The organism is Methylomonas sp. AM2-LC, from assembly GCF_039904985.1.
Taxonomy (GTDB): Bacteria; Pseudomonadota; Gammaproteobacteria; order Methylococcales; family Methylomonadaceae; genus Methylomonas.
Window position 1 is genome coordinate 3,182,358 of sequence record NZ_CP157005.1, and the last position, 26,477, is coordinate 3,208,834.

At 43.4% G+C, this 26,477-nt stretch carries 19 protein-coding genes; 12 read left to right on the top strand and 7 right to left on the bottom strand.

The features are described 5' to 3' along the window. Positions 1–362 precede the first annotated feature (362 nt). From ABH008_RS14280 to ABH008_RS14295, 4 genes are all read left to right on the top strand, one after another. On the top strand, positions 363–1,097 hold the full coding sequence (locus tag ABH008_RS14280) for a response regulator transcription factor (protein WP_347986287.1): 735 nt from the start codon (positions 363–365) through the stop codon (positions 1,095–1,097). 13 nt (positions 1,098–1,110) lie between these two features. Continuing rightward, the gene (locus ABH008_RS14285; RefSeq protein ID WP_347986288.1) at positions 1,111–2,883 is read left to right on the top strand and encodes a hybrid sensor histidine kinase/response regulator; all 1,773 of its coding nucleotides are present in this window, start codon (positions 1,111–1,113) and stop codon (positions 2,881–2,883) included. 212 nt (positions 2,884–3,095) lie between these two features. After that, a complete protein-coding gene (locus ABH008_RS14290) occupies positions 3,096–5,792 on the top strand; it encodes a dockerin type I domain-containing protein (protein WP_347986289.1) in 2,697 nt (898 codons plus the stop codon). A gap of 113 nt (positions 5,793–5,905) precedes the next feature. Next, the gene (locus ABH008_RS14295; protein ID WP_347986290.1) at positions 5,906–6,478 is read left to right on the top strand and encodes a cohesin domain-containing protein; all 573 of its coding nucleotides are present in this window, start codon (positions 5,906–5,908) and stop codon (positions 6,476–6,478) included. 528 nt (positions 6,479–7,006) lie between these two features. On the opposite strand, the gene ABH008_RS14300 is transcribed toward ABH008_RS14295, so the two are convergent. Both ABH008_RS14300 and ABH008_RS14305 read right to left on the bottom strand, forming a co-directional pair. Next, entirely contained in the window at positions 7,007–8,278 is a 1,272-nt protein-coding gene (locus ABH008_RS14300; protein WP_347986291.1) for a L,D-transpeptidase family protein, read from the bottom strand. Between the two features lie 483 nt (positions 8,279–8,761). Further along, positions 8,762–9,730 carry a hypothetical protein gene (locus tag ABH008_RS14305; RefSeq protein WP_347986292.1) on the bottom strand — a complete coding sequence of 323 codons (969 nt, stop codon included), beginning with the start codon at positions 9,728–9,730 and terminating at the stop codon, positions 8,762–8,764. 415 nt (positions 9,731–10,145) lie between these two features. Here ABH008_RS14305 and ABH008_RS14310 point away from each other — a divergent pair, with 415 nt between their 5' ends. From ABH008_RS14310 to ABH008_RS14340, 7 genes are all read left to right on the top strand, one after another. Further along, positions 10,146–11,273: a methyl-accepting chemotaxis protein gene (locus ABH008_RS14310; protein WP_347986293.1), complete on the top strand. Its 1,128-nt coding sequence runs from the start codon at positions 10,146–10,148 to the stop codon at positions 11,271–11,273. Positions 11,274–11,717: 444 nt separating this feature from the next. After that, positions 11,718–18,251 (top strand): alpha-2-macroglobulin, encoded by a 6,534-nt coding sequence (locus ABH008_RS14315; protein WP_347986294.1) that lies wholly within the window; start codon positions 11,718–11,720, stop codon positions 18,249–18,251. Between the two features lie 64 nt (positions 18,252–18,315). Continuing rightward, complete coding sequence (locus ABH008_RS14320; RefSeq protein WP_347986295.1) at positions 18,316–18,783, top strand: hypothetical protein; 468 nt, start codon at positions 18,316–18,318, stop codon at positions 18,781–18,783. Next, positions 18,780–19,076, top strand: coding sequence for a hypothetical protein (locus ABH008_RS14325; RefSeq protein WP_347986296.1), 297 nt, complete (start codon positions 18,780–18,782; stop codon positions 19,074–19,076). Before ABH008_RS14320 ends, ABH008_RS14325 begins: the two co-directional genes overlap by 4 nt. 262 nt (positions 19,077–19,338) lie before the next feature. Beyond that, a complete protein-coding gene (locus ABH008_RS14330; protein WP_347986297.1) occupies positions 19,339–21,141 on the top strand; it encodes an ABC transporter ATP-binding protein/permease in 1,803 nt (600 codons plus the stop codon). Between the two features lie 179 nt (positions 21,142–21,320). Next, positions 21,321–21,548 carry a hypothetical protein gene (locus tag ABH008_RS14335; protein WP_347986298.1) on the top strand — a complete coding sequence of 76 codons (228 nt, stop codon included), beginning with the start codon at positions 21,321–21,323 and terminating at the stop codon, positions 21,546–21,548. Continuing rightward, positions 21,545–21,913: a type II toxin-antitoxin system death-on-curing family toxin gene (locus ABH008_RS14340; protein ID WP_347986299.1), complete on the top strand. Its 369-nt coding sequence runs from the start codon at positions 21,545–21,547 to the stop codon at positions 21,911–21,913. The genes ABH008_RS14335 and ABH008_RS14340 overlap by 4 nt, the downstream gene beginning before the upstream one ends. Before the next feature lie 15 nt (positions 21,914–21,928). Here ABH008_RS14340 and ABH008_RS14345 read toward each other — a convergent pair whose 3' ends face one another. Both ABH008_RS14345 and ABH008_RS14350 read right to left on the bottom strand, forming a co-directional pair. Further along, positions 21,929–22,303, bottom strand: coding sequence for a hypothetical protein (locus ABH008_RS14345; RefSeq protein ID WP_347989981.1), 375 nt, complete (start codon positions 22,301–22,303; stop codon positions 21,929–21,931). An 11-nt stretch (positions 22,304–22,314) separates the two neighbouring features. Further along, positions 22,315–22,650: a hypothetical protein gene (locus tag ABH008_RS14350; RefSeq protein ID WP_347986300.1), complete on the bottom strand. Its 336-nt coding sequence runs from the start codon at positions 22,648–22,650 to the stop codon at positions 22,315–22,317. 387 nt (positions 22,651–23,037) lie between these two features. Here ABH008_RS14350 and ABH008_RS14355 point away from each other — a divergent pair, with 387 nt between their 5' ends. Further along, a complete protein-coding gene (locus tag ABH008_RS14355) occupies positions 23,038–23,607 on the top strand; it encodes a DUF4268 domain-containing protein (RefSeq protein ID WP_347986301.1) in 570 nt (189 codons plus the stop codon). Positions 23,608–23,663: 56 nt separating this feature from the next. Here ABH008_RS14355 and ABH008_RS14360 read toward each other — a convergent pair whose 3' ends face one another. From ABH008_RS14360 to ABH008_RS14370, 3 genes are all read right to left on the bottom strand, one after another. Continuing rightward, entirely contained in the window at positions 23,664–24,503 is an 840-nt protein-coding gene (locus tag ABH008_RS14360; protein ID WP_347986302.1) for a GIY-YIG nuclease family protein, read from the bottom strand. A 161-nt stretch (positions 24,504–24,664) separates the two neighbouring features. Beyond that, positions 24,665–25,156: a DUF4411 family protein gene (locus tag ABH008_RS14365; protein ID WP_347986303.1), complete on the bottom strand. Its 492-nt coding sequence runs from the start codon at positions 25,154–25,156 to the stop codon at positions 24,665–24,667. Beyond that, entirely contained in the window at positions 25,153–26,298 is a 1,146-nt protein-coding gene (locus ABH008_RS14370) for an XRE family transcriptional regulator (RefSeq protein WP_347986304.1), read from the bottom strand. Before ABH008_RS14370 ends, ABH008_RS14365 begins: the two co-directional genes overlap by 4 nt. Positions 26,299–26,477 lie beyond the last annotated feature (179 nt).

Below are 26,477 nucleotides of genomic sequence, written 5' to 3' on the forward strand. Positions count from 1 at the left end.
ACCAGATGGATTAATGCTTTAAAAAGTGGTTATCATGAAAATTAGTGTATATTGAACATTTCCATGCTATTGGCGTGGGTTATGCGGTTTAGCTGGTTTGCAGTTTGCGCTTGTTGTCGTTTGGGTAGAACACAGAAAGATACGCTTCGAAACTAAATCTTACTCGCACTTAATTCGTCCTATGCTATTACGGCTTAACATAACAGCAATTGCTATAGGCGTGTTTTAGTAAAATACTAGTCGTCAAAATCACCTAATATTTCAAAACAGCTTAATAAAGGCTGCAAGGCATTTTGTGCCTAGGTTGTAGATAACTGGTCAACACAATCGCATTTACTGTGTGCTCTGTCAGCAAACTTGGCATGAATAACCGGGTAGATGACCAAAACGAACGGCATAGTTACAACGAATCAACTCTTAACCCTTTTCAGCCACAGAATCGATATAGCAGTATGAAAATTCTGATCGTAGATGACCATGGATTGTTTAGGTCCGGCGTAGCTTTGATGCTAAACCGAATGGACATTCACGATACCAGTATTTTCGGAGCCGAAACAGCGGAACAAGGTCTGGAATTGTTAAAATCCGGTCACGATTGGCGCATCGTGCTGCTAGACCTTAATCTCCCGGATTTGTCCGGCGAAGCTCTGGTACGAATGTACCGCGCAGCCCACTTGACTGTGTCGCTGATATTACTGTCCGGTACCGATGATTTGGCTTTAGCGCGACGCTGTTTGGGTCTGGGTGCTCAGGGGTTCATTCATAAATCTACGGATAGTCAGGTTTTTGCGATGGCATTGCAAAAAATCCGTCAGGGAGAAAGCGTGTGGTTAACTGGCCAGGCAAAAACAGCTGCCATTTTGGCAACTCCACCTATACTACCTGCTTCCAACACCCAACCCATAAAATTAACCGAACGCCAATTGGAAGTATTGCGCTGGCTATGTCGAGGCTGGAGTAATAAGGAAATCGCCCGACATCTTAATATATCTGAAAACACTGTTAAAAACCATATTGCCGCAATTTTGCTGATTTTGGGTGGTAAAAACCGTTCCGAAGCCATCATTATTTCGCAGAAACTGGGTTTGGTTGCCTAAACAACGGTGTTACATGAAGCCTAGAATTACTGAATATAAAGTAAGCCCTACAGCACTCGTAGCGGAGCGCATCAAAATACTTTACGCACACGCCCCCCAGGTATTGTTCGGCGGCATGCTGGCAGCAGTGATTTTAGCCTTGATCCTTTATTCACAGGCAGAGACGTGGCACTTGTCTGTGTGGTTGATTTGCTTGATGATAGTTAATAGTGTGCGCTACGCACTGATGCGACGCTATCAATGCTTAGTCGACCAACATTCCCGGCCTTTGTTCTGGGGTTGGTTGTTTGCATTAGGCTGCTGTTTCTCCGGTTTGTTATGGGGAGCGGGCTTTTATCTGTTTTTCCAACCAGAAGCACAAGTCCTGATTTTGCTAACGCTGGTATTGGCTGGCATGATCGCTGGATCAGTGGCTTCCTTATCCGCATTTAAACCGGCTTACTACGGTTACGTACTGCTTGCGGCTTTGCCTTTTATCGCTCGCTTAGCTCTGGAAGGGCAGGCATTGTATTGGCAAGTCGCTGGGTTAACCGTATTATTCACATTGATCAATCTACTTTATGCCGAAAACGCACAAAACGTATTGATTAGCGCAATCAAACTTCGGTTTGAAAAAGAAACACTGGCCGACGAACTGCATTTGCAAATTCAGGCTACTGACATTGCCAAGCAGGCCGCCGAACAAGCCAATCTGGAAAAATCCTGGCTATTAGCTGCCACCAGTCACGATTTGCGACAACCCGTGCATGCACAAGGCTTATATCTGGATATTTTACACATGGATTTGGTTGGGCGTCCTGAACAGGAATTAGTATTAAGGGCCATAGAAGCCGGTGCCGCGATCAACGATATGCTGGATGCCTTAACGGAAATGGCTCGTATCGATGCGGGTAGCATATCACCACAGATTAGCCGTTTTTCTTTGGATGCCCTATTAGAGCGCCTACATCGTGAATTTTTACCGCAGGCTAATTTAAAAGGGCTTACGCTACGTCTGGCCTGCCGTCCCTGTTGGTGTGGCAGCGATCCCATTTTATTGGAACGACTCTTGCGCAATCTTATCGCCAACGCGATTCGCTATACGGAAGCAGGCGGCGTGCTAATAACGTTGCGCGGACGGCAAAGCAACTGGATTGTACAGATTTGGGATACCGGCATCGGCATACCGGACAACCAAATAAACCAGATTTTTGTGGCCTTTAAACAACTGGTCAATCCGGAACGTGACCGGAAAAAGGGCTTAGGTCTAGGTTTGGCCATCGTACAGCGTATTGCTGATTTGCTTGATCACGAACTTACAGTCAAGTCGCGATTCGAATATGGCAGTGTGTTTGAAATTTCAGTGCCGAAGCTTGAGCCACCTGAAAACGGAACGTTTGCTCAAACCCTGGCCGGGCCAGACCTGCTGCCGCAATTGAAAATTCTGGTCGTGGATGATGATGCTATGGTGCTGCATGCCATCCGCACCGTTTTGCTGCGTTTTGGCTGTCACTGCGTGGCGGCAGCGAACGCGGAAACGGCTTTAGCAGCTGCTGATGACCACCACGACCTGGACATTATCCTGACCGACTTCCGTTTGCAGGGTAGTTTGAACGGTGCTGAACTGGTCTCCCATCTGCATGACAAACTTGGGCGACTGGTGCCTGCTGCCATTGTCACCGGCGATATTAGCCGCGAGCAAATTGCTACGGCGCTGGCTTCCGGTTTGCCGGTACTGCATAAACCGCTGGACGCTGCGCAATTACGCGCCTTGTTGTCCGCTTTGCCGCACCAAGCTAGGCTATGAATATCTGAATCAAGGCAACTCATCTTAAAGGCTAATCATAGTCAAAATGGACTATATCGGAAAAACTTGGCTACGAATAAGCTTATGGGCATCCGGCGAAAGTGCGCCGGTGTAGAAGCTTCCGGTTGCTATCGGCCAGAGCTTGCGGGTTTATGCAGGCCATGAGCGTTTGAGCGGCTGTGATTAAATAACAACCCTGAAGGAGACAAGTTATGAAAATAAAGGTATTTTCCCTATTAGGCTACCTTGCGCTATGCGCAGGTATGCCGATAACCGAAACGGCTGCCGATCCCTATGCTTCCAGCCCCTATACTACTCTTATCTGCGGTGGTGAGAACATGGCCGCCTGTGTAAGCACTTCAGATTTTGCGATCAACATGTACTCCGATCCATTACTGTTACCGAAATGCGATAAAGGTCTGACCGTTTCCGGCAACCTTTGCGTAAGAAACTCCACCGGTCATGCAAACCTGTTCGCCAATCCCAACAGTTGGCTCGGCTTTGCCATGCAGGAACAGATGTACGGTATCGGTGCACATCAGCAAGCTAACTGGGGTAATTATTTAGGGTCGCATAATTCCTATAGCACTTATGCCGACAATGCAAAATCCTCCTTGTCCGCCGACCAGGTGTTGAGCATGACCGACCAACTTCAAGAGGGTATGCGCATTATCCGCATGGATCCAAGATTCTATAGCGGGCAGATTCGACTCTGTCACAATACCGCATACGGCATTCTGGACGAATCAAACAACTTCATCAACTGTGCCACCGACGGCAAAAATTTTCCATCAGCCTATTTTACAATTCCAGATCAAATTTTGAAGGACCTCCTTTCAATATTTGGCAAAACATATACGGTATCTGATTTGATCAGTGACACTGGCTTGGCCGGACCTTCCAGCGAAGGCCGCTTGTATGCCTTGGGCATGCACGAAGTGGCTGAATGGCTGAAAAAGAATCCTGGTGAATTTATTATCATTCGTCTTTTGGGCACGAGTGAATTGGATAAAGCTCATTATTACTGGATAGACGATGCCATCAACATCGAACTTGGCAACCTGGCTTACCAGCCACCCGCAGATGGCTCAACCCTTGACCATTGGCCTAGCTTGCGCGAACTGCGCGGCGCAGGCAAACAGGTGATTGTATTTAGCGATACTGGCACCAATACCACTTGGGATTGGTCTAAATATGTCATTGATGATGGTTATACTGACACGTCCGGTTACCGCTACCCGACTTGCCAAAACCAGGGTGGTTTCCCCATTGCCGCACGCAATCCTAACCAATGGTCATATGTCGGCGAAGACCGTAGCGGCAGTAATTTCTTTGCCTCAGGACCGAAAGGCGCACTAGGCGAAGGAGCCATAGCGGATGCCACCAAATGCGGTTACTCCATGATCAATCTCGATTTTCTACTGGCGGGTTCAAGAGCCAGTCAGGCATCAATTCAATATGATATTTGCGCTGGCATAGATGTTACCAGTGACTGTTACAAAACTTACACTATATGGAATTACTCATTTCCCGATCCAGATGTCCGTCGAGTTAGTTTCATTTGGAGTTGGGGAATAAACGAATTTGGCAACGATGGACCGGCAGCCATGGCTTTGAAATATACCTTTATCGGCAATCCACTTGCAACGTTTAAAGCTTATGAACAAGGCCACTGGCTAAGCGATGCCGCAAGCAACCAACATGCTTTTGCCTGCGCTGGACCTAAGACTTCCACAGGAATATTCCCTGACCCCGATCATCCTGCCGACTACACCTGGGCCGTCACTCAAACCCGAGCTGCATGGACGCAAGGTGAAAGCGTTTGTCAGAAGGAGTTTGGTGCACAATTTCATTTTTGGGCGCCTGCTGGCGGACAAGAAAACCAAAATCTTTTCAGTATTGCCTTCCGCGACAGGCTATCCGCAAACCCATTTAATCCTGACAGCGACCCGATCTGGCTGAACCACATAGCCAGACTAATTACTGCAGCACCAAATAGCCTAAGTTTAGCGCCTCAGCAAAACGCAACTATCAACGTGCTGGGCGGCAAGGGTGGCAAACTGGAAACGCAAGTAACTGGCAGTCATTTGAAAGCAACCGTATCAGGTACGCAAGTCGAGGTTGAATCTTTGTTGGGGTCTGCACCGGGCAGTTTCAATGAAAGTATCGTGATTCGGGAAGTTGATCCAGCTACCGGCGGGTTTCTTCAAGCACCACTCATCATCCCTGTTACCGTTAATGTTCCCGGTGTAACCCTGCATGTAAAAGCGGAAATTCCTGGAGCAAGTATCAGCGTTGCTCCGCACATCAATGTGGACGGCAAGGATTACGCGCTTCCTGCTGATGTACAGGTATTGACTAACAGCAACCATGAGATCAGCCTCCACCCTGTGATGGAAATCTCACCGGACACCCGTTTAAAATTTAACGGTTGGATGGACGGGGGTTCGCAAAACAAAGCTGTACATGTCGGCGTTAAAGATGCAGTACTAATTGGCAAATTTACACCTGAATATCTGCTGACTGTGAAAAGCGTACCCGCAACAGGCGGTTCCGCTACCGGAACAGGCTGGTATGATCTCAATAGTACACCCAACCTTAAGGCAACACCTACAAGCAATTACCTGTTTCAGCAATTTCAAGGTGATTTCGTCAAATCGATCCACAATCCGTTTACAGTACCCAACATTAATAAGCCGGAGACTATCGTAGCGGATTTCTTGCTAATTGGTGACTTGAACGCTGATGGAATAGTCGATACTAAAGATCTGGCGATTCTACAAAAAGTGCTTAACACCAATACAAGCGGTCCTACTGATATTCGCGACCTAAATCACGATGGCCTCTTAAACGCTCTGGATATGCGTATTTTAGTCACAAAATGCACCCATTCCCAATGTGCATCCTAGCTATAGTAAGTGTTTAAGCTGTTTTCCGACCACCTTTGAAAAAGTGGTCGGAATTTCGGCAAAACCAGCAACAAATTACGCTCAAATTCCCATTTATAAACAAGGTAAGCATTATGAACATTAAATATTTAGCATTAAGCATATTCCTCAGTGGCAGTATGAATATCGCCTATGCCACCCCAATATTGTCGATAGATCCAACAACACAAAGCGTAGCTCAAGGCAGCCAGGTTAGCTTCAATATTGACATTTCTGGTTTAGGTAGTGGCCTGACATTGGGAACATATGATTTAAGCCTGAGTTTCAATTCTACCTTGTTGGCTTATTCCAGTATCCAATTTGGCACAGGATTAAATCTGTTCGGTTTGGGCGATATCCAATCCGTTACTCCAGGTGCGGGAAATGTCGAGGTGTTTGAACTATCTCTGGATTCGGCAGGTGCGCTAAACGTCTTTCAACAACATCAGTTTACACTGGCAACGCTAACATTCGACACATTAGGCAAAGGCACCAGTCCTGTCTCATTGTCGCTAAAGGCACTGGGAGATGCTTATGGTAATTCACTTACCGTGGCTATCCAAAACAGTTCTATATCTGTGGTGCCGGAGCTACCTACTTTTGAATTGTTAATCCCCGGTTTGATCGGTATTTATTTTGTTGGACAAAGAAAACGTTATTATCAATAGCCTAAAAAACACAACGTTTGGGGAATATTGCAATACAGCATATTCCCCATTGATTACCAGAACAAACAAATAATGAATAGAACTCACTGGGGCAAAGTTTGCATTGCTACATCACCAAGTAATTCGGTAAAGAAAAGCAACTACGCAGATAAAAAAAATCCGGCTAAAAGCCGGACAAAGGAAGGAACTATGGAATTTAACAATTCAATCAAACACTACGGAAAAAAGATTACGCTGCTATTAACAAAATGTAAATCATGAGTGCGACAAATTGCCTCACTCTGTCACAAAAAATTTATCTTAACCCCAATGTAATACTCTATTTATTGATGTGAAACAAATAATGACAAGTATTCAAAAAGTTAATAAATTTTGTTTAGACTTTAGTGCTAAAGTAACCTGTGGTATTTTTAATACTATTCAAGCCTCTTCGTTCTGCAGCTAATACCCTGTGAGCCACTAAACAAAAACTGAATATTTGCACCTACTTAAAGAATTAGTTCAATATTTTTTGTCAGTCAATCTTAATTAACCTACACTTTTTTTAGGCGGCCGTGCGGTCACATCCAATTCAAAAAACTGCTTGATACGTTTGGCATTTTGTTGCGTTTCTTTGCTGGTTTTAAAGGGTCCGGCAATTACCTGATAACCACCCGCACTTGCAACCATCCGCGCTGGGATTTGTGGCTCCAGATGATTTAGCATAGCGGCTAGTTTTTGCGCCTCACTGGCACTAGGAAACCGATCCGTTAGTAACGACCAATCGCTGTCTTTCAGCTCAACCACCTGCGGTTGATTTGCCAATTGATCAGGATGTTGCAGGGGTATGGCATGAGCGGTTAGTTCATATAAATTTTCTCCATTAACCAACACAGGTGTAGGTATGCCATCGGCACGTTTCAACACATCTGCCACTTTAAGCCAATCTAGCTTCGTATGTTTTTCGGCAGCAATTTTTTTAAGCTGGACTTTTAGATCGGCTTGTAAATGTGTTTGCTGTTTCTGCCATTTCTCTAAGGGTGGATGTGCTTCCAGATACAGCATATCGTTATCCCAAGCTACCAGATAAGGTTGATGGACAATACGCACTGGGGTGCCAACCTCCACTTTGTTGAATAACGATTCAATATCCTCTGGATACAGCTGAACGCAACCATGACTGACCTGCATGCCAATACCATAGGGTTTATTGGTACCATGAATCAAAATACTGTTAAATCCGGTATGCATGGCGTAGTTTCCCAGCGGATTATCGGGACCTGCATGAATCACGTTAGGTAATGGATCTCCCTGTTTAATATGTTCGCGCTTAATTGACTCAGGCACAATCCAATCCGGATTAACTTTTTTGCTAATAATTTTGGTGAGTCCCAATGGCGTATTCCAGCCCTCTCGACCGACTCCAACGGGAAAGGTAAACAGCATATTGGATGTGGTTTTGGGATAAACGAACATGCGCATAGTTGCTAAATTTAGTACGATACCGTGGTGTGGCGCTTCAGGCAAAATAAAACGTAAGGGCAATATTACTGATTGCGTATTGTGTAGTGTCCACGGATCCATGCCGGCATTAGCATAGGCAATATCGTTAAATCCAAGCCCATAATGACGGGCAATATCCGACAAAGTATCGTTGTCCCTAGCTTGAACGCTGGCTAAACTACCCACAAGGTTTTGGTTTGGTTGCAGAGTAAACTCATGACTCACCACTTCATCGGCTTTTACCGTCCACACAACCTGTTGCGGCTCTGGTTCCTGGGAAAAAGGCAAAAGCTGACAGCCATTGATAAAAACAGCCATAAAAAGTATCAGTATCAGCGGCTGACATAAAATCTTATTATTTTTAATGTTGATTGTATCCATAGCAAGTACATCAATGACAAGACTAGTGCTTAATCTTAAAGTTTGCCTCAAATTGTATTTATTCTTAGCTAACTTCAATCCAATGACTCGATAAAATTCAGTAGTGTTATTGGTTTAGTTTAGGTGGTGGATTCCTACCCTTCCAATATACGTTGTTTGTTGTCTATCAGGATTGATTTACCCTAGGTGAATAGCAACACTTTTAGTTAATAATTAACTTAACAATAATCTAATAAACTAATGATATTAATAAATTTAATATTAAAGTCTACTCTCTATTAAATTGCTTGTAAAACCTTTTGTTGCTTAAGTTAGGCAAATCGCCAAGAGATAAGATTTACGAGACAACGGTTGGCGCTTGCTGACTTTTATTGTTAACAAAAACTAACACTTTATATTCACTGCCAGCAAAACACTCGTTTATACCGCTGTTTTTCTTTTTTCACGCGGATTAATACCGGCCTGCCGTATATTGACAATTTTTTGCAACTTATCAAACCAGAAAGGCGCACCCAGTGATACAGCAAAAATACTAATTAACCAGCCCACAATTTTTGAAATCCAATCCTTAGCACTATATTGATTAATATCAACACTTTTCCAACCCAATGGTAAACCGACAGCTTCAAACAATGTTACTGATGCCTGTACAGATTGTTTAACCTGCTCTGCACTCTGTTGAATATTTTTAATTGCATCACCGCCTGTTGATACAGGCTGCGAAACTTGATTATTACTCTGCGCCAACAAAGTGCTAGCCTGTGTCAACAAAGCATCTCGCGACTGTGAACTAGCAGTAAAAGCATTAGCAATGGCGAAAGTATCTACATTACCCAACACTACTAGCAGAAATGATACAAAAACAGCCATTTTTTGCTGATGGATTTTAACCCAACCTGTCGCCCTATCCATTACTCGATCAAAATGCGTTTCCAGATTATATTCAAAGCTTTCTGTCGTTTGCGCACCTTTGGCTTTTAATATACGCAAAATATTTTTTAAGCGGCATTCCGGTAAGTTGTTTATCCCCACATCCAGGCTTTTAGTGCCTTTTTCAGTGAGTATATCGCAGACGACCTGTGAAAATATTTCTGGTGGTATATAGGATGGCCGACCATTAACACCTTTACTTAGGGAGTTAACTAATGAATGTGCAAAAAACTTCATCATAAAGGTCTGCTCAGGCTCTTCCACACTGCAAGGAGAATCCGATATAAGCGGATGACTGATATGACAGGCCAATATTTCTTGTAGGGCGTTTTCCAGATTCTTACTGCGGATATCAAAAAAAGTGGCTATCGATTCAACAATGGCAGTACAGGCGAGTGCAATGGATAGATAAATTGTTACCAGACCAATTAACATATCCAAGGATTGTAAATCAAACATAACGCCCCCAAGCAATAAAATACTGTACCTTATTGGCACTATTAGTTTATTTTTAAGTATAACGGATTTACTGAGTCAAAACCACTCTGTCCAATGGAAACTGATAGCGTTAGCGTTAATGCCGTAGTAACCGATAGCAACCGTGCATTTCTAAGTTATTTCAGTAGCTAAAGTCAACTAAGGACACCTAAAGGCAAACTCCTCATCAAAACGATACTGTAATGACTACCCAATTAACTTTTCTGCTTAAAGGTTGTCATAATCAATTAATTAAGTTTCCATTCTTATGTAATGGTCTAGAATTAAGACAAGTCATTTTTAATTTAAAACCCACATAGACAGATGAAATACCCAATACCAACAACGGTCTTACATGCCTGTACTATTAAAACTATAAAAACTACGGAGATAGCCAATGTTCTCAATTTTCACTCGTAAAAGCGAACTGGAGCAAGCACAGCAAGCATTAGTGATTGCTGAGGATAACTTACAGAAAAAGAATCAGCAAATCAGTTCTCTACAACAGGATTTACAAGAATCGAATCAAGCCAAACAGCTTGCGGAAACGCAATTACAACATTTATTAGGCACTATTAGTCATTTACAAAATTTTGGAGAATCGCTACTCAATACCCAAGGCAGTCTGTTCTGTTTGGCTAATCGCCTGCATGATGAAAAAGGCCGAGCAGTTGAAGCACAAGGTATATCGATCACTAGTAGTCAAGCGATTGAGCGTATATCAAAAAACTTAGCAGATTTGGCCGACACGACGACTGAAACTGCAGATCAAGCCAGTACGCTGGATCAAAGTTCTAGGGAAATTATTGGCGTCGTAAAATTGATTAACGATATTGCAACCCAAACTAATTTACTGGCACTAAACGCTTCAATTGAATCTGCACGTGCAGGCGAACATGGCAGGGGCTTTGCGGTTGTGGCCGATGAAGTGAGAACATTAGCACAACGCACAGCAGAAGCTACCAATAAAATTGCTAATCTGGCTGCATCAATACGTGATAACAGTGGCAATACCTGCCAACAAATGCAAAACTTATCCTCACGCGCCTTGCAATTTAGTGAAGAGGGTCAACGGGCTACGGGTACCATGCACGAGTTGTTACATTTTTCTGCAACCATGGAAAAAGTGATTGCCGCTTCGTCGTTAAGAAGTTTCTGCGAACTGGCAAAAATTGATCATCTGATTTTTAAATTTGAAGTATATAAAGTACTGTTTCATTTGTCGCAAAAAACATCAGCTGATTTTGCAGAACATACTCAGTGCCGACTTGGCAAATGGTATTACAAAGGTGAAGGTCATGACTGCTTTTCAAAATTACCTGGATATCATGACATTGAACATCCGCATATTATTGTGCACCAATCCGCTATCAAAGCCTTACAAGCTTACAGCGCTGACGATGTAAACACCATGCTGCAGGAAACGGGAAAGATGGAACAGGCCAGTTTGCAAGTGCTGGCTAATCTGGAACTTATGGCAGCCAGTGCAGAAAATAACGCTGATTTGTTGTGTCATACTGCTTAATTTCTTAATCAAGCATATTTACCCTTTTAAGCCTAGAAATTATGTAATTTATCGATCAGGTAAACTATTTTTTACTTTTTTAAACTGGACTTTAGCTGTAACTCCCAGAGTTTGCGGCTAAGTCAAGTATGCTTAATATCGGGTGACTTTACCAAATATGCCGTGTATTTTGGGCAGTTAAAGCTTAATGATTTACAAAGATCAACATTCGTAATAAGCTGAGACATATGCGGCTTTTTTGATGTTACCTAGTAGGTATATTAATCTTTTCATCAGTTCTCGCATGACAAAGACCAACCCCATTCGACTAAACGCTACTAAGTAGTATCGAAAGGCTCTATACAAACCGTCTTTGTCATCAGCAAACTTGAAAAATAAACCACAAAACCTGTCGCACTAAAAATAATCATAATAATGACAACATTCAGACAGGATAAATGGCAAATGGCTAGGGTACTGGGTAAAGTTTTTTCCGTAGTGTTACTGTTTGGATTACTGACAACATTGTTAAGTGGTTGCCGTGACGATAACAAATCGGCTGCCCCACCCGCCATTTATTTACTTAATTATAAGTTTTGGACACCGATACTGGTACTTAATTTTACCGAAGCGCTGGCACCCACCACCGATAACGGTCAGGCGTTGGTGGATTTTTTGCCACAAATAGAACCGTCCATCGCTGGCGAATGGCATTGGCAAGATCCATCACGATTGGTGTTTTACCCGTCTGACAGAACCTTTACTCCGGACAGTAATTTAAAAATCTCTTTACAAGACTTAAAACTGCGTAATGGTTATAGCTTAGAACAAACCCGCCTGCAATATCATACCCCAGCGTTACAAGTGACTAAACAGGCTTGTCAATGGCTAGACAGCGAGGATGCCCCCTTACGTCGAACACTGGAATTTATTCTAGATTTTAACTATCCCGTCGTCGATGCAACGCTTAGCGCTGCACTGGAAAACGGCAGCGACATTGCCTTATATGTTAATAAAGGTACTCACCTAACTGTTAGCAGCGATCCGCAAGTACGACCCGCACAAGATACAACGATACACGCTACATTCAAAGACGAAAAGTTGCATGTCATGGCCCGCAAACCGGGAAGTAAAGTACCGGGAGCAAACAATTATTTTGTATTTAACGATGATGACTTACAAGCCAGCCTAGAGGCCAGTAACGAAGTTAGCTTAAACAACCCACCGGATTGCCAGCTTAAGCTGGTAAGTAGCGACTGGGATAAATTTGATGCGGACAATAAAGCCATACCTACCGTCAAAAGCATTGCACTGAGTTTGGATGAAGGTAAAATCAGCGTAAACTTGCAAGGGAAAGCTTTAAGCGAATCTGCAACAAAAGCCAATGCCGGTGCTGAAGTAAAATCAGGTATTGCACTTACCCCTGCGGTTGCAGGTACATGGCATTACGGCGAAGCAGCAGCGGGCGGCGATTTAATATTTACGCCAACGTCTGCGGACGGCCTGCAACCTGGCATCAGCTATAAAGTAAGCGTCGATGCGGAAGTATTTCCCGCCTGTGTGTTTGAACAAAAACAACCCAGCAACACCCTTAAAATTCCAGCCATGCAAGCAGAGGTTGGTAATTTGCAGTTATACACAGATCCACAAGACCCCAAAATAAAGCGCGCGACGGCTACCCTTAATTTTAATTACCCGCCCGGCCGCGACATATTAAATGCCAAAACCGCAGTTTGGTCTCGGCAGTTACCGGCAAAAAAATTTAGTGATGCTGTCGGTTACGAAATCAGTTACGACGAAAAAGATCCAAAACTGGCTTATTTAAAAACAACGCCCATCCCCATTAAAGAAGCACCCAGCGAAATTAAACTAGTGCTGGATAAAGGTATCGTTGCCGCCGCAGGTGGCGCAGGTACAGAAAATGAAACCACGCGCATCCTATCTATACCCAGCGCTCGCGACTATCTAAAAGTCACGGAAATGAGTGTGCAAAGCATTATTAAAGCCGACGATAGCCTGGAGCGCTTGCTGATTTTACGCACTAGCGTTGCCCTGCAAGACCCCGCCAGCCTGGAACAGGCGGTTAGCTTGTACCTATTACCCGATTGCCGAATTAAAAATCCGGCCAGACCGGCTTTTTGTGCACAGAAAGACTTGACCGAATGGCAAACGGCCAATCAAGTGGATGCAGAGGTACTAAAGCAAGCCACTAGCATACCGCTTAAATGGCAAGATGCAGATAATGAAGATAAAACGGTGCAACACCTCACCTTTACAGCTCCGGAAAATCAACAAGTGCTGATCATCGTTAAACAGGGCCTTAAAAGCCTGGATGGCTTTAGCTTACATCAGGATGCACGCTTTCTGGAAGAAATTGGTGCCAATCAGCGCGAACTAAAAATTCTGCATGAAGGTGCCCTGTTAAGTCTGAGTGGTAACAAAAAACTGGGGGTTACAGCACGTGGCGTGAATAATGTGCATGTAGAATTACAGCGAGTTTTGCCACATAACATGCATCACGTGGTGCATTTTACAGAGGGCAATTTCGAAAATCCCAGCTTTAATCTACCTATTGAACATTTTGCAGAAAAGTTTGAATATGATGAAGCCTTACCCAGTGATAAAGACATGCAGCGCCACTATTTTGCAGTGGATTTTGCCCGCTTTACCCGCACGCAAGGCTTTCCGCCGCGCGGCCTGTTTATACTCAAAGTCAGCGAAAAATTACCCGACACCTGCAAAGATAATCCAGAGCCGGAAGTCAGCAGCGATGATGCACAATACAGTGGAAACACAGACGGCACAGAAACCAGTGCCGATGCTGAAACAGACAATGCTGACACTCCAATAGATGACGAAAATCAGCAAGCCGCCGACAACCAAGCACCGGATGAATGTACCGTTAACACTTCACCCGACACCCGCCTGGTGTTATTGACCGATATGGGTTTACTGGTTAAATCGGCCGCTAATGGTCAACAAGAAGTGTTTGCCATGTCATTCCGTACGGGTTTGCCTGTTGCCGACGCACAAATTTCCTTATTGGGTAAAAACGGGGTAGCCTTGTTTTCTGGCAAAACCGATAATCTAGGCCATGTCAGCTTTCCCACCACCGAAGGACTAAAAGCAGAAAAAACGCCTACCGTTTATCTGGCAGAAAAAGCCGGTGATTTATCCTTCCTGCCTTTTAATCGAGATAATCGGCAACTGGACTTTGCACGCTTCGATACCGATGGATTACGCGATCAGGCCGACACTCTGCAAGCTTATCTGTTTTCTGATCGAGGCATTTATCGACCCGGTGATAACGTACATATAGGATTGCTGCTACGTAAACGTGACTGGTCTGCGCTACCAGCCGGTTTACCCTTAAAAGTAGTGATTAGCGATCCCGAAAATCAAGAAGTATGGAGTCATACACTAAGCTTTGGTGCCGAAGGTTTTGAAGAAATTAACTGGACCAGCTTAGATGCAGGTAAAACCGGTACTTATCGAGTCGAATTGATAATGGCCGATAAAAGCAAAAAATCGCTGGGCAGTACCCGGATTAGAGTCGAAGAATTTCAACCCGACCACTTGCAAGTTAAAACCGATATTCCTACTGCGCCTGCTACTGGCTGGTTAAGCCCCACCGCAGCTAAAGCGCGAGTCAGCGTGCGTAACCTGTTTGGTACGCCTGCAGCAGGTAATGTGACCAAACTGGAACTAACCTTCCGCCCCTGGCAAGGACTGGTACCCGGCTATAACGATTACCGCTTCCGCCGCACTTTGCCGGATAAAATACCCGATTTACCGCAAGCACTAGGCGAAGCCAAAACGGATGCTCAAGGTGAAGCCAGTTACGACTTGCCGCTAGCGGCTATTAGTGAACCCGTGTATGAAATTACACTGGCGGGTGAAGGTTTCGAAAAAGATGCGGGGCGTTCTGTAGTTTCCATGACTACCGCACTGGTCTCCAGACAAGCTTATCTATTAGGGTATGGTGCCGATGGTAGCCTTGATTTCATCCCCAAAGACACACCACGTAACTTGCATTTATTGGCACTAGGGGCAGATTTTAAACCACGCGCTATCGAAACACTATCGGCCGAAATTATAGAAAATCGTTACGTTTCTACTTTAGTACAACGTCAGGATGGTCTGTATCAATACCAATCGGTACAACGTCAGCAAGCCTTAGAAACCCGACAACTCACCCTAAACAACGGCAAGTTGGATTTTACCTTGCCCAGCACCAATCCCGGCCAGTTCCTGGTCGTGTTTAAAAATGCCCAGGGCGAAGAATTAAATCGGGTAGATTATTCAGTGGCAGGTAGTGGCAATGTGACACGCAATATCGAACACAATGCCGAGCTAAACTTACACTTGAGCAAGAAAGAATACGAAGCGGGTGAAACCATAGACGTTGAAATTGTTGCGCCTTATCAGGGCGCTGGACTGATAAGCGTGGAACAGGATGGCCTGCTAAGCAGTCAATGGTTTAAGACCACTACCACAGCCTCTACCCAGCATATCACCCTGCCCAAAAACATCAGTGGTAACGCGTATTTGTCTGTAGCCTTTGTGCGCGCCATGGACTCCAAAGAAATTTTTATGAGTCCGCTGAGTTATGGCGTGGTGCCCTTTAGTATTTCCCGGCAACGCTTTACCCAAGATGTTAGCTTAAAAGTACCCGAAACCGTACAACCGGGCACCAATTTGGAAGTACATTATCAAGTCAAAGAAGCTACAAAACTGGTGGTGTATGCCGTTGATGAAGGCATACTGCAATTTGCTCATTACAACAATCCAACCCCGCTGGATTATTTTTTCCGAAAACGCGCCCTGCAAGTCAGAACCCATCAAATTTTGGATATGATACTGCCGGATTTTGCCTTGGTACAAAACCTGTCATTACCGGGCGGTGATGAAGACAAACTATTGGGTAAATACAAAAACCCCTTTGCGCGTAAACATAAAGCGCCAATGGCTTTCTGGTCGGGCATTATCGATGCGCAACCGGGTGATCACAGCCTGCAGATTCCGGTACCGGATTACTTTAATGGCAGTATCCGCGTGTTGGCCGTGTCCGCAAACGCTGGAAAACTGGCAGTACCCGTAACACATACCGTGGCCAGCCAAGCTTATGTTATCCAGCCGCAGCAACCATGGGTGGCCGCGCCAGGTGATGAATTTGATATGGGAGTACTGGTTGCCAATACCAGTGGTGTGCCTGGCGCACAGGCTTTACAAGTCAGCGTTAATGCTGGCGAAGCATTGGACATTAAATCAGCACCTAGCCAAACCCTGACGCTAGCACCGGGACAAGATGGTACAGTGCGCTTTCATGCCCGCGCCAACGAAAAACTGGGGGCCGTTAACGTACATTACCAAGTGACCGGTGGCGGCAAAAGTGCCGACTATAACGAAGAAATGAGCATCCGCCCTGCCCAACCCTTACTAACCACTTTACAGGCCGGTGTTTTAACCGCTCAACAACAAAGTAAAGGTGACAGCCTAAACCTGTCGCAAAAACGCCAGTTATATAATGAACAACGTCAAACCGAGCTATCGGTATCGGTAACGCCGGCAGCCTATCTGCGTGGCATTATTGAGTACCTTAAAAACTATCCGTATGGCTGTACCGAACAGATTACCAGTCAGGCTTTTCCTGCGGTAGTATTGGGTAACAATGCAGAATTGGGGTTGTCGACACATGATGTGGAAAAGTTGCTGGAACGTAGCGTACATATCTTGCAAACCCGGCAAAAACATGACGGCAGCTTTGGCTACTGGACAGCCGCTGACGACGGCATACCGTTTTACTCTATGTATGCCACCCACTTATTACTGGAAGCCAGAGAACGGGGACAAAAAGTGCCGGAAGCTATGCTTAGCCGTGCCTTGCAATATGCCGACACTTACTCGCAAGACCAGTACTATGACTCTTACGCGCTTGAAGCGCAGGCATATGCGTTCTATCTGCTGGCGCGTAATGGCGTTAATGTTGCCGAACGATTGCGCGCATTCGAAGCACAATTACAGGCAGAACAAAAAACCAGTGGCACACAGACTGATAATCGGGTGAATTTTTTGCTGGGTGCAGCATACCAGCTTCATCATCTGGATCAGGATGCCAACCGGCTATTGGCGGGTATCCAGAAACAATGGCAAACCAGTGGGCAATTACCCGCCAGTTTACAGAATAATCCAGAAGACTTGAGTTTGTATCTATACCTGGTGGGCAAACATCTACCCGCGTTAATTGATACGCAAGACCCTAAATTTGGCAATTATCTGTTGGCTTTAAGCCAGGATTTAATTAAACAGCGTATGAATTCTTTCCGTGGTTCACTGTCGCTGCTAGGCATGGGCAATTTGTGGACACGCTTTAGCCAGGAGCAACAACAAAGCTTTACGATAATGGCGGGTACACCACTTGCACAGTTGGAATTACACGGTAATACCATCAAAACCGTCGCGTTGCTAGCCAATCAACAACCGCTGCAGTTACAAGGCAAAAGTAACCTTAACCTGTATTATCAACTGAGCGAAACCGGCTACGATCTGGCTGCACCTAGCAAGGCCATAGCCGAAAAAATCACCATTAACCGCGATTTGCTAAACGATAAAGGCGAAAAAGTCAGCAGCATAGGCTTACAGGACAATTTGCACATCCGCATTGCCCTACATCCCGATAAAGCCATGAAAGATGTAGCGGTAGTGATGTTAATACCCGGCGGCTTTGAAATTGACCTTAGCGAACAAGGTTTGGCCAATCGCAAATCGTTACCTATAGACAAAAAACCGCTTTGGGAACCCGATTATATTGATGTACAGGAAGATCGCCTGGTTTTATTTGGCGCATTGGACGGCAGCGAGAAATACTTCGAATTTAGGTTGAAACCGCTAAACTCCGGTAGCTATCAGGTGCCGCCCGTATTTGCAGAAGGCATGTATGATACAGAGATTCAGTACCGGGGCATGGCCGATAAAATACAGGTGACTAATGATAAGTAGGCAGGCTGATACATGTCATTAGAAAACTAATTACTTATTTCAATTTAAAAACTGTTATTTGAATATGATGCAATTAAATTCTGTCAATGATTTACGTGAATACATCAAAAGTTTAGGGGAGTTTAGAGCCAGGACCATAGTTTCTGGACAACACCCCACTTTGTATTTTGATAATAGCCAAGGCAGTGTAATTAAAGGTATACGAGAAAAAGATTACTTGTTTTCGCCCTGCAAAAATTGGGTTGAACCTAGCGACAAAATGGGCCTATCATTTTCGTCAGGCTGGTCTCATCTTAAAGACCAAATAAAATTAAAGCGCAAATGGAACAAGGATAAATCAATCGATATAAATTGGATATTAGAAAGCTTTGCTCTGCCTACAGGTTTAAAATTTGTCGTCGATCAGCGCGATAATCAACATTATTTATTAACGGTAACGGAGCGTATGTCAGTCGATGCTCTGGTAGAAAAACTAACTATTATTGCCAATAGAATGGCTGTATTCCCCAATATTGGGAGTTATTTAAAATGATAGACTATAAATTTCCCGAAGAGAAAGACATCATTTTACATTATGCCCATCAATTGCATGCTTTTAACATAGTCGCCATTATTAACAAAGGTTATGTAGAAAATGCGGATGAAGCTAAGCAATTATCGAAATTTTTCTGGCTAATGGTCGATCAGTCAGTCATAGATGCCGAACATGGCATTGCTGCCGCTGGCTACCATAATTTGGAAGCTTATAATGAATATATTATGCATAGCCTCAGAGCCTATCTGATTAAAGCGGGTTATGCGCAAGAGTGGGAAACAGAAAATTAAGAGCCATAAGGTGTGGTTAGTTTACGAACCGTACCGTTGGTGAACAATTCAGTACACTAAATAGGGTACGTTCCGAATGGCACTGACTTAAGCGAATTTTCTTTAATATTCAAAAATATAGAAAAGGGGTCGTGTTAAATTAAGCTCAAGCTAAAAGTGGCTGCTCAACTGACTATTTGTAAAAAATTAAAATTTTACGCAAGATACGGTTTTTAAAGCCTTATTTTTTAATAAAATTATTGGAACACCTATGTACGGCGGTATGAAGCGCCCGGATCCTGTCGTTAACAAACACGGCCCGGAATTAACAGTAGGCATTAAAGAAACCATCAGCACTTTATGGCCTTATCTGTGGGATTATAAAGGTCATGTGTTTTGGGCGGTGTTGACCTTAATCGCTGCCAAAGCGGCTAGTTTACTCATGCCCTGGGCATTAAAACTGATTGTGGATGGCGTTGATAAAAGTTTGCATGTAAAACTGTATTTACCTTTGCTGTTTATTGTCGTTTACGGTTTGTTACGCTTTGGCAGTGTCATATTTGGAGAAATACGCGACGCCTTATTTGGCCGCGTAACTGAACATGCTATGCGCGGCATAGGGTTGCGGGTTTTTAAACATCTACACTCATTGGAATTGGCATTTCATTTGGACCGCGCCACTGGTGGCATTAGCCGGGATATAGAACGCGGCACGAACGGCATTAGTTTTTTAATGCGGTTTTTAATGTTTAACATTGTACCTACCCTATTCGAAATTGGCATGGTGGCCGGAATTTTTGCTGTAAAATTTTCGGTATGGTATGCCGTTATTATCGTAGTTGCAGTGCTCATTTATGTCGTGTTTACTATCGTCACCACGGAATGGCGCAATCGTTATGTACGTGCAGCCAATCAAGCCGATTCATCTACCAATACTAGGGCTATAGATAGTTTACTGAATTACGAAACAGTTAAATATTTTAATAATGAAGAGTATGAAGCGCAGACATATGATGATTTTTTGGCGAAATGGGAAACCGCCAAATTAAAAAATCGTTTAACTTTACTGACGCTCAACTCCGGACAAGCTTTTATCATTGCCGCTGCGATGACGGTGATGATGCTGATGGCGGCGCAAAGCGTGATAGACAGCAACATGACAATAGGTGATTTGGCGATGATCAACGCCTATATGATACAACTGTTTATCCCGCTCAATTTCTTAGGCTTTGTCTACCGAGAAGTCAGGCGTTCCCTAACGGATATCGAGAATATGCTGGCCTTGCTGAAACGCAAAGCCAAGGTTGTAGATACGTCGGCAGCAAAACCCTTAGTCGTCAGCGCCGGGCAAATTCATTGGCATCAAGTTGAGTTTGCCTATAGTGCTGAGCGGCCCATCTTGCAACAATTGACGTTAGAGATACCAGCCGGCAGTAAGCTGGCGATAGTCGGCGCTTCAGGGGCTGGCAAAAGCACAATCGCGCGCTTGCTGTATCGCTTCTATGATATTAATCATGGCAGTATCAGCATAGACGGCCAGTCTATCCATGCCGTAACCTTGGACAGTTTACGACAGGCCATCGCCATCGTGCCGCAAGACACCGTGTTATTTAATACCAGCATCCGTGAAAATATCGCCTACGGCAATCCACACGCCAGTGCTGCGGAAATTGATCAAGCCATTAAAATGGCCCACCTTGAACAATTTATCAGCAGTTTACCGGCAGGCGATAAAACCTTGGTTGGCGAACGCGGCTTAAAAGTTTCTGGCGGGGAAAAACAACGCATAGCCATCGCCCGAGTGCTGTTGAAAAACTCGCCGATTATCATTTTTGACGAGGCAACCTCGGCATTAGACTCTCATGCGGAAGCTGCGATTTTAGACGCCATGCGAGAAGTGGCGGTCAACAAAACCACCATTATGATAGCCCACCGTTTGTCGACCATTATTGATGCAGACAAAATTGTGGTGTTGGAAGCAGGAAAAATAGTAGAACAGGGTAATCATAGTGATTTGCTGAATCAAGCGGGTCGCTATGCGCAGATGTGGGCTATGCAACAGCAGGAAGCTAAAGTTGTTGACTAAGCGCTGTTGGGCCCTAATGTGTGGTGAGTTTACGTACCGCATCGATCGCGAACAATGTGGTTCGTACTATATTAACGATGTACATAGATTAACTTTCTCACAACAATTCATCTTGAAATATCAAGATGAGTCATGATAGATTAACTGTCTTTGGTTAAACCAAGTTTAAAGAGGTTTTTATGCCCGAAATCCGTGAAAAATTCGCCACACAAGTTGATTCCATGGTGTTAGCTCAAGTGCGAGAGTTGGCAAAGAAAGAAGGCCGCCAAATACAAACGCTGATGGACGAAGCTTTAAGCGATTTACTTGAAAAACACAGGCAGACGCGACCACGTTCACATGTCATGGCAATGTATCAGGCTAGTCATGGCCGTTTTTCTGGACTGTATGAAAAGTTGGCTAAATGACCGATTATCTGACGCTGGCTGAAGTTCTGGCCATCCATGATGATCAGATAGAACGTTATGGAGGGTTAAACGGAACCCGTGATCAAGGTCAACTTGAGGCTGCGTTATTCCGGATGCAATCCGGCTATTATCCTGATTCGATAGGTGAAGCCGCTGCACTTTGGGAAAGCCTTTCGCAAAACCACCCTTTTATTGACGGAAATAAACGCACAGCTTTCGCATGTGCCTACACATTTTTAGCAATCAATGATATCGAAATCACTGCTAACGCGGAAGACATTTACACGTTCTTAATGGATTTATATGAGAGTAACCTGTTCCAATTTGACGCACTAGACCGATGGTTGCGTATGAACACTAAGTAGTGTTGGATTATTAATTCAACACGACCCCTTTTTTTGTTTATGCTCTCGCCATAACTGTTGTAACGGATTTGTTCTTAATGCCGCATGGTCAGGATCGTTATACACACCGACAAATTGGGAAAGCTCATCATACCGTGGCCGCAAGGTTGCTAAAGGTTCAGCCATCGATTCTGAATACTTAACTTCAATGGCAATAAAGCCTTTTTCACCATCAACGGTATTACAGGTAACGAATACATCGAAAGCGGTATTGTCATCGGTGAAGGCCGGATTGCCACGCCCAGGCGAATGCTCAAAGTAAACCCCTTCCACTGATTCCAAATAATCAGGAAACAAGTGCCGGAAAAATTGGTTAGCTTTATCGTAATTAAGCTTCAGGCCACCAAACAGGTTAAAGTGTACTAGTTAAAGTTAAAGCAAAGTGGCTGACTAGAAAGCAGGTTTTTCCATAGCCGTTCTTGTTCTATCATTGCGCCAATTTCGCGGTAAGCTAGCTTGGCAATTTCCGGTGAAAGAAAATTGTTACCCTCCTTGGGGCACTTGGCATCCAATCGGCTTCCTAACTTACGAATCTTACCTTTGACAGTGCGATAAACGCCAATTGGAAAACCTTTTTCTTCGCTCCAAAGGGCTTGCAGCAAACGAGCTGCCGACGTAAATCGGCTGTCGTTGGGTTCGTTGACCTTATAGGTCTTCAAAATACTTGCAGGTACTAGGGGTATTTGATTGTATTGCATGGTTGTCTCCTAAATTAATGAAGACTAAAAGCAGCCTTCATCAATGTATTCAATCAACCGTCTTTCGAATTTAGCTAATTTTTAAGTAACATTGTGCATCAAGTCAACTCTATGTCTATCCATGACTGCGGGCTGCGAGTTGTAACAAACGGGAAGTATCGGAAACAAATGTCAAAATTTGGCCATAAATCTGTGTTGCACTAAGTAATCACAGAAAAAAGCAAGTAGCTGGCTTTGATGTAACAAGCTTTAAATAAGGAAAGTATATATTTTAACTTATTGATATTGAAACATATAAATAAATAATGATGGAAAATATTTAAAATATTTTTTGCATACATGTATAGGATTGTTACAATGTAACTTATATTTACAGAGGAGGCCAGCATGTGTCCTGTTATACGAGTTTCAGATAAGTTATTTAAAAGACTAGAGAAATACGTAATTGGTTTTGGCGACACCCCTTCTGCAGTTATAGAACGCATATTAGATAAATATGAGAATATTGAAGAAGAGAATAAAACCAAAATAAATGACGAACCGGAATCTACAAAACTTGCATTTTGGCAACAACTCAGCAAATTTGCAGTTACTAACGATACCCCGATTCAATTGAACCCGCCAACGAGGGAACAGTACTATTGCGATATTCGGATTGGAAGAAGCGAATACTATATTTCGTTGACAGCTTGGAATAGAAGAAATGAGATTGGTTGTCAACTATACATTCCTAACAAAAAAACTCTTTATAAGGACTTTCTTTCAAATAAAGAAATTATTGAGGAAAAACTAGCAATTGATGGGTTATTGTGGGAAGAAAAAACAAATGCATGTCGCATTTTGGCAATATTACCGTTCAATTTCGAAAACCAAAACCGCGAAGATGCATTTAGATGGTATCTAGAAACTGCTTACAAGTTTCAGACTGTTTTTTCCAAAGAAAATGACTTTGCCTAATGAGTATTCGCTAAACTCGAAAAATCTAAGACAGATCCTTAATTTTAAACGGCAATCTAACTGGCTTGCCGTTTAACTTCATCTAGTGTTTTCCCGTCTTTATATTTCCATTCTATCCATCCATTTGCTCGTCGAGCCAGCACAACTGCTGCTGATGCGCTTGGTGAAGAAAAAACATGGTCTTTTGTGAATACAAGGACTCCATCTATCTCAGCAAGTACACCGCTTTCCTTTAGGTCCGATCTCATTCCGACAACCCAATTACCTGCTGTTTTTGACTCAATTAAGTTGCATTTTGAGTTTGCAAAAACAATAATCCCATCTTCTGTATACTCACCTTCCGCATATGCATCCTTACCCTTACATATTATGACTTCAATAGTTTTTGGTTTTCTTATTTCATCGAACACAGGATAACCAAGCGTTGAAGCCAGTATCTTAATTGTTTCAAAATTATCGTATAAGTCAGCCTCTACAGATTCGGAAACATGAGGTTTACTCGGCGCATTGCCGTTTTCTAATGAGTACCGGTTTGCTTTTGTTGCAACTTCGCAGCAGAACCATTCAAGAAATTTTATATGTGTTTTGGTGAAATACTGGGTTTTGGATATAAATGCGACAGCATGAGTCCAAAAGTCCTTTGATTTATTGTGTTGCTTAAGTCGGGACAAACAATTCTCTGCTTCCCCGATATAGACTTGAGGCTTAGATTCATCGCTACCAAATAAAAGATAAACACCTACATTATTCAGCTCATCGCGTTTAAAAGCCTCATCAAGTTTCGATCTCGGTATTAGAATAGCAGAAACAGTTCGACTAGTTATTTCTGCAATTTTTAAACTACGCGGATTACCGTCAGGTAGATAGATCTGAATTGTCTTTCCAATCTGCTTCATAACTGATTCTATAAAATTGAATTAGATAGTTAATGGTATATCTACCGCTAAATCTAGTTTGACACAATAAAGCGATAGTATCGCTTTTATTATTCCTAACAATAATGGCGGCACCACTATCAAGTTGACGTGGTACATCTTCTATTTCTGCTATTTTTTGTCTAAGTCCCCAATACGAAACGGGCTTCCAGTTCCCTCAAAAATTGGAAAGTATTTAGGCATGGCACATCAAACTGGCGACAAATATTCGGAACTTTTACTTTCTTAGTATTCTGCACTGCCAGAGATTCATGTGTAACAACACTAGCACCTATTGTTTTGGCCTTAGCTATAATCCAAGGGTCAGCTTTTGCCAAAAAGCTATCACGATTTCCAGGATTATAATCACCAGCAACTACAGCTTGTACTATTTCAGTAAAAACAGATTGTGTTTCGTCATCATCATTATTGATAAAGTGTTCAGGCCGATCCTTTACCCATTGGGCTAGTTCGTCATTACCCTCTTTCAGCTCTTTGGCAATCATATCGACACTGGCAACAGTACCCAGCTGAAATTGCTGATCCAACCAATCCCAGTAAGCTGGGCATATATCCATGCCATAATAAAAATTCTTTGCTTGTATATAAGTATTGGAGTCCAGCAGATATTTCAAACGCCTAGCTCCTTGGCAAAATGGGCTATTTTGCCAGGTTTAATGCCACCCAACATCTGGCTTGCTTCACGCAATAATAATTGACCGCTTAAAGCCTCACTTACCACTGCGCGGGAAAAACGATTACTGATTTGTGCTTTTTTCGTCTGGTAATAGGTAGGCCCAGAACTAGATTCTCGATCTTTATAGTTAGCCTGTTGATCGGTAATGTAATTTTGATATTGAGCCTGGGTTATTAAGTTTAAGGTCAGTGCTCTCCGGGCCAAAGTCCATGTACTTACATGGAAATGTCCTTCCAGTGAAGGCAAATTGAACTGCCAACTGTCTAAGTCACTGTTCCATAGAGACTTAAATTCGTCAGCCGGAACGAGAAACTCGGCAGCTACGGCATTACAGAGAATTTCTTCTTCCCGTTGCGTTTTTGTACTGCCATCGGATATGCCGGACTGACCAATCCAGATATGGCAAAGCTCATGGATCAGGGTAAAAAGACGAGCACCCAAAGCGTCCGCATGGTTTACAAAAATAATGGGTGCATAATCATCCGCAATGGCAAAGCCCCGGAATTCTTCAACTCGCAATGGTCTAGTATGATGACCAAAGCTGCTTTGGCGCATCACCAAAATACCTAAAGCCTCTATCTTATTAATAAGATCCCGATAATAGTCCTCCCATTTGCCCCGGTTTGGGTGTTTGCCCACGCCAAGCTCTGCTCGCATACTTTGGACGATTGCCATTACGCCAGCATTCACGGAAAATCGTCCAACAATCCGATTAGGTTCAGCAAGTTGAAGTTTTAAATACTCTTTGTACCATTCCTGACAAAGCAGCATAAGCTTGATCAAGTCTAGTAACTCACAGCTAGGTTTATTGCATCCTTGGCCTTCGATAGTTCTTAGGTCTGGAATGGGTAAAGCGTCTACTGGCGGTGTGGATAGGAATAAATAGCCAAATGGTACATGCGCTTTTTCAGCATAACGCATTGCCTGGTTAAAGGTTAAAGGCAACTGACCGGTTTCCCATTTGTAGAGCTTCTCTTCGTTGACATCACACTTTCGAGCAAATTCAGACACAGCGATGCCGGAGCGTTCCCGCGCCCAGATCAGCATATCTGTGTTAATTTTTGCCGTTGTCATAGCCATGTACTCTGTTTTAGTAAACTAATTATAATTGCAAACTAGCCTAGAACATATTTTCTTAAAATCTCGAGCATCATTGACCAGATTTTACCTGTTTAGTTTTCAGGAATCATGATTTTGCCAGCGTACTTAAATATGAAAAAAAACGGTCAGGTTTAAATAAATACTAAATGTTTAACTAG